We start from the raw sequence: 5,287 nt of genomic DNA, 5'->3' as shown, positions 1-5,287 counted from the left end.
ACTAATGACTAATGACTAATGACTAATGACTAATGACTAATGACTAATGACTAATGACTAATGACTAATGACTAATCACCAGATTCTGGCTCATCTTCAACTGGACTGATGAGGAGCGATGCTGTTGGCTGGTGTTCTGGAAGAACTTGCAGGGCTGTAGCACTTCCAGCCCCCAAATAAGATGCTATGCCCAAGTCTACAATCCGGGCCGGGATTTGATGAGCAGCCAGGAGCTGCTGCATTAATTCCGCTTCCCACCGAAAGCTAGTGGTTTTAAGTGTAATCCAAGACACGGGACAATTTTACCAATTTTTGAACCGATATGATTAAGTTCGATCGCGCCTGACGGAGGGCAGATCATAAACTAAAATTCGGGAAAAACAACTGCAAGTAAGTAGATAAGATCGCTTCCCCCCACAGAGCAGTAATTGCTGTACCGAGAGCCAGAAACGGGCCGAAAGGCATGGGTTTACGCCTATCGAGCAACCCGATGGCGATCGCCCCGCCACCAGCAAAAGCCCCGGCTAGACAGGCGATAAATCCCGCTATCAGCAAGTATTTCCACCCCAGCCAAGCTCCCATCAAGGCAGCCAATTTGCTATCTCCGGCGCCCATAGCATTTTGCCGGAGGGCTAGAGAACCTGCTAAAGCAATGATGTCAAACAGCCACAACCCGACAACTGCTCCCAGGATCCCGTCGAGTACAAGATAGTGCACCGAGTCGATCGGACTAAATGTCGGCCACAAACCTTTGGCTATTTGGAAAACCAATCCGGCCACCAAACCCGATCGAGTTAAAGAATTAGGCAAAGTCATTGTATCCCAATCAATCAAAGACAAAGCCAACAGCCAGCTAAACAAAGCCCAAAAACCCAGAGTTTGCACACCCGCCCCAAACCGCCAGAAGATGAGCAAAAACAGGAAACCCGTAGCTGCTTCCACCAGGGGATAGCGGGCAGAAATGGGACGGAGGCAGTGATTGCAGCGTCCCCGCAGCCACAGCCAACCGAAAACGGGTATATTTTCGTAAGGTTTGAGTTGATTTAAACATTTGGGACAGCGAGAAGGAGGCCGCATCACCGACAAACCCGCAGGCAACCGATAGACTACCACATTTAGAAAGCTGCCAATAGCCGAGCCGGAAACAAAGACGATCGCGGTGACAAGGGAATTAAAGATTATTTCCATTAAGTTGTCTGTTGACTGTTGATGGTCGTTATTTATTAGTTGTTAGATTGTATCCGGTCAATTACTCCTAAGGTTTGTAGTGAAGATTGTAGTCTTAGGCCTTTTAGAGAGATGATATATAAGCTGTGCTGTGCGGGACGCTCCCACTCATAAAAAACGCTTTTTACAATATGGGGATTCTCCCAAGGAGTGATATTCTCGCGAGGGTCCCGCTCGCACTGAGAGATGATTCGGTAGTTACCGTTCGCGATCTCAATTCCCAATTCCCAATTCCCAATTCCCAATTCCCAATTCCCAATTCCCAATTCCCAATTCCCAATTCCCAATTCCCAATTAATACATTTGAGATTCAATTTCGTCAAAAGTAACAAAACGTTCACCGGGCAACAAAACCGGCTGCGAAGCAAAAATTAGCTGGCCTCGATCGCTTCCTTGACTGACAACTACACCTGCAGGACGCTGCATCCGATCGGAATGCACTTTCAGATACATACCATAGGCCGATCGAGCAGCTCGGATCAAATCGGGAGCTAGCAAGCTGTGACGAGCGGAAGTTTCTCTCGTGGGTTGTGGGTTTGGCTGGTATGGGGTCACTGGAAACTTATCATAATGGTATAGGTCGAGCTATTGGTCTTGCCTCTAGATCGATCGAACTTACCCTATTTTTTAAGAATAAACTTAGGTGGAAATTATTAATAGATTAACCTACAATCCTCCCTTGGCTGCGCTCGAACTGCGGCTGCGAGCGCTCCTTTCGGCCCAACTCTACGCTGCAGCGTGGGTAGATCCGTCCCCCGCAACGCTAATGAGGGTTTTCGAGCACCTACGCACTCTCCGCTACATCCTCCACTACTATGTGCCCAGGCCCGTGTCCGAATCTCCGCCCAACCCGGGCGAGGTGCGCTACCAGTGGCAAACAGGCACCTTGCTGTTCACGGATTTGGCAGGGTTTACGTCGCTGTTGGAAGCGAATGCGGCCCTGGGGCGCAAGGGAGCTGAAACGCTGCTGGGCGTGCTTAACGACTATTTTGCCTCGATGATTGAAATTGTCAGCAAATCGGGCGGGGATTTGCTGGAATTTACCGGAGATGCGATGCTGGTGCAGTTTCTGTCAGGAATTCACCAAGAGGATACAGCGAGGGCGGTGCGGGCGGGTTTGCGGATGCAGCGGGCGATGGCTGAATTTGCCAATATTGAAACGGTGCGGGGTGCTTTGTCTTTGAGGATGCGGGTGGGCATCCACTGCGGCCGCTACATTAGTGCTGACATCGGTACGCCGCTGCGGATGGCTCACGTACTGCTGGGGCATTCAGTCCAGCAAGCCAAGCAAGCTGAGGGTTCTGGGACTGTGGGCAGAGTGTGTTTGACTGAAACTGCTAGAGAGTCTTTGGGAGAGGAATTTCGTTTTGAACCCGGGCAACCGGGTTATTTTTTGGTGGCGGACGATTTAACGGACGATCGACTCGGAGAGTATGATATCACTTTGACTCGGCGGCGGATGCCGAGTTCGGTATTGCTCGATCGCAGCGTTGCGGGCTTGGTAAAAGAAATTGGGGAAGCTGTGAATCGGCTTGAACCCCTTGCTAGTTATATTCCCAAAACTATCCTGAGACTGCTGGTTGAAAATGCTGACCGGCGGAAAATCCCGCCGGATTTTCCTGAACCGACGGTGATGTTTGTCAACTTGATTGGTTTACCGGAGTCTGTGGAGAAAGCTTCGCCGGAGGAAGAAGTCAATCTGGTAGTGAGTTATTCTCGAGTTTTTGCGTCGATAGATGCTGTAGTGTCAGCTAAAGGGGGCGTGTTGCAAAAAGTAACGGCGCACTTAGACGGTTCGGATATGCTGATTTATTTTGGCGTGCCCGACGCTCACACGGATGACGCCAGCCGCGCCGCCTTTGCGGCGATTGCGATCCGAGATATGATTACAGGCTTGCCTCGGGTAATTATCGGGGGTAAAGAAATAAAAGTAAGCTGTCAAATTGGGCTATCCCTGGGGCCGGTGTTTGCTGCTGAGGTTGGGGAACCGCGAGGGCGCAGGGAGTTTAATATCCTCGGGGATACGGTGAATACGGCTGCTCGGTTGATGAGCAAGGCGGGGGAAAACCAAATTTTGGTTGCTGAAAGGGTGTATGAGTCGATCGGGCTACACTTCATTTGCGAGGCTTTGGGAGCTGTTTCTCTGAAGGGGAAATCTGCTATGACTCCGATTTTTGCTTTGCAAGGTGCAATAGGGGAGAAGGGAAAAGGGAGCATTTAAATAACTTTGCGGGGCAAGAGTTGTGCAGGTTTTATGCTTCACAAAGGCAAGTACAGCACAACCGCTTTCCACTCTGACTCCTAAATGTTATTTTTATAATTGTTGGTGGTACGATACATGATAATAAAAACCGCCGCGAAAGTCACCCGCATACACTAAACTCCGATCGATATTTCACCGTTCCGCTGCACTCCTGCAAAGCTCCACTTTCTAACTCCAACACCATAAAAGCCTCATCGGGCACATCATATTCACATCTCAAGCTGTTCCTACTAGCAGGAATGAACCCAAAACGCGGATAGAAATCTGGATGACCAAGCACAACCACTGCCTGAAATCCCGATCGCCCGCACTCTTTTAAACCCTCCCGGATCATCCGCGTTCCTATACCTTGCCGCTGATAATTGGGAAGAACTGCGACTGGTGCCAACCCCAGAACCGACAAATTTTTAGAACATTTCCCTTCAACCGTAACCAAACTGAAGAAAAGGTGTCCGACAATGCGATCGGATTGCACGGCCACCAATGAAAATGTAGATCCAATTCCCCGCAATCGATCGACTAGATTTGCCTCATTTTCTCGCCCGAATGCCGCAATATTGACGTTGCGAACTGCTTCTAAATCTTCGGGCTTTTCGGTACGGATATCCATAGCTTACATTGATTGATTTTTGTGCAGAATAACAGGCATTATTGCGGCACAAGCTGACCGGAAGACAATCGCTTAATACCCTCGATCGCTGTAGTTTCTCCGGCTTTGTCACCGCCCTCACGAGCCATTTTTAAAGCTCGCTCGTAGGATTCGAGAGCTTTAGCATATTGACGGAGACTTTCATGAATTGTGCCCATATTGTTGAGCAAGCGTCCGATACTTATCTTGTCGCCGATTGCTTCTAACATGGGTATCGCTTGCTGAAAATAGATCAGCGCTTGAGTATCTTTACCGAGTTTGCGAGAGGTAAGTGCCATGTTGTTGAGGAGGCGGCCGACGCCAGCCCTGTCTCCGATTTCCCGCCGAATTGCTAAAGCTTGGTGGTAAAATTCCATCGCTCTATTAAAGTCGCCGATGTTGTAGTAGACGCCGCCCATGTTATTGAGGGTACGGCCTAAATCGCGCCGCTCGCCGGAGGTCGTGCGAATCGTGCGCGCTTGCTGGTAAAATTCGATCGCCTTGGCGTAATCTGCCTGTTCTGCGTACACGGCCGCGATGTTGTGGAGGGATTCTCCAATTTCAATTTGGTCCTTGGCAGTTTTGGCAAGTTCCAAAGCTTCTTGGTGCAGTTTCATCGCTTCGGAAAAATTGTCCGCAACCCGGTTGACGAAACCGATGAGATTGAGAGTGCGCGCGATACGAGGCCCTTCGCCGATTTCTCGGTGAATGACTAAAGCTTGCCGCAAAACTTCCAAAGCTTTGGGCTGCGAACCCATTTCGGCGTAAACTTCCCCCATATTATTAAGGGTTTCTCCGATTCCCGGTTCGTCGCCTAGTTGCTTGCGAGTTGCCAAAACTTGCTCAAAAGTCTGGATTGCTTCTCGAAACAAACCCTCGCGGTGCTGTTTTACTCCTGTTTTAAAGAGTTTGTCTGCTTGCGTTTTGGGGTCTGTTGCCTGAGCGAGATCGCTCGCTTGGGCGCGCCTCGCATTTATAATTGGCGCATAAGCCCGAGCGTCTGAAATTGCCAGCAAGCTGAGTGCGGGCGATAAGACAATACTTATAGCTGCGAGATAGCTGAAGTGGTAAGAGCGGCTGTGCACCGATCGAGTCCTCCAATAGCTAGGTGATAACTATTAAGATAGAACTTTTTCGGGTGTTCCTGCCGAATTTTTTCTCAATCGCTA

General features: G+C 49.6%; 6 protein-coding genes. 1 reads left to right on the top strand and 5 read right to left on the bottom strand.

The annotated features are described in order from the left end of the window. Positions 1–71 precede the first annotated feature (71 nt). The 3 genes from QUB61_RS16740 to QUB61_RS16730 form a co-directional block, all read right to left on the bottom strand. Entirely contained in the window at positions 72–293 is a 222-nt protein-coding gene (locus QUB61_RS16740; protein WP_332959862.1) for a hypothetical protein, read from the bottom strand. A gap of 64 nt (positions 294–357) precedes the next feature. After that, positions 358–1,188, bottom strand: coding sequence for a prepilin peptidase (locus QUB61_RS16735; protein ID WP_333132506.1), 831 nt, complete (start codon positions 1,186–1,188; stop codon positions 358–360). A 333-nt stretch (positions 1,189–1,521) separates the two neighbouring features. Then, positions 1,522–1,782, bottom strand: coding sequence for a hypothetical protein (locus QUB61_RS16730; protein ID WP_333132507.1), 261 nt, complete (start codon positions 1,780–1,782; stop codon positions 1,522–1,524). 88 nt (positions 1,783–1,870) lie between these two features. On the opposite strand from QUB61_RS16730, the gene QUB61_RS16725 reads away from it, so the two are divergent. Then, positions 1,871–3,448: an adenylate/guanylate cyclase domain-containing protein gene (locus tag QUB61_RS16725; RefSeq protein WP_333132508.1), complete on the top strand. Its 1,578-nt coding sequence runs from the start codon at positions 1,871–1,873 to the stop codon at positions 3,446–3,448. Positions 3,449–3,590: 142 nt separating this feature from the next. On the opposite strand, the gene QUB61_RS16720 is transcribed toward QUB61_RS16725, so the two are convergent. Then, positions 3,591–4,100 carry an N-acetyltransferase gene (locus QUB61_RS16720; RefSeq protein ID WP_333132509.1) on the bottom strand — a complete coding sequence of 170 codons (510 nt, stop codon included), beginning with the start codon at positions 4,098–4,100 and terminating at the stop codon, positions 3,591–3,593. Positions 4,101–4,138: 38 nt separating this feature from the next. Then, positions 4,139–5,203 (bottom strand): tetratricopeptide repeat protein, encoded by a 1,065-nt coding sequence (locus QUB61_RS16715; protein ID WP_333132510.1) that lies wholly within the window; start codon positions 5,201–5,203, stop codon positions 4,139–4,141. Positions 5,204–5,287 lie beyond the last annotated feature (84 nt).

Source organism: Microcoleus sp. C2D2 (genome assembly GCF_036702495.1).
Classification (GTDB): Bacteria; Cyanobacteriota; Cyanobacteriia; order Cyanobacteriales; family Microcoleaceae; genus Microcoleus.
This window is presented reverse-complemented; position numbering and strand designations above follow the sequence as displayed.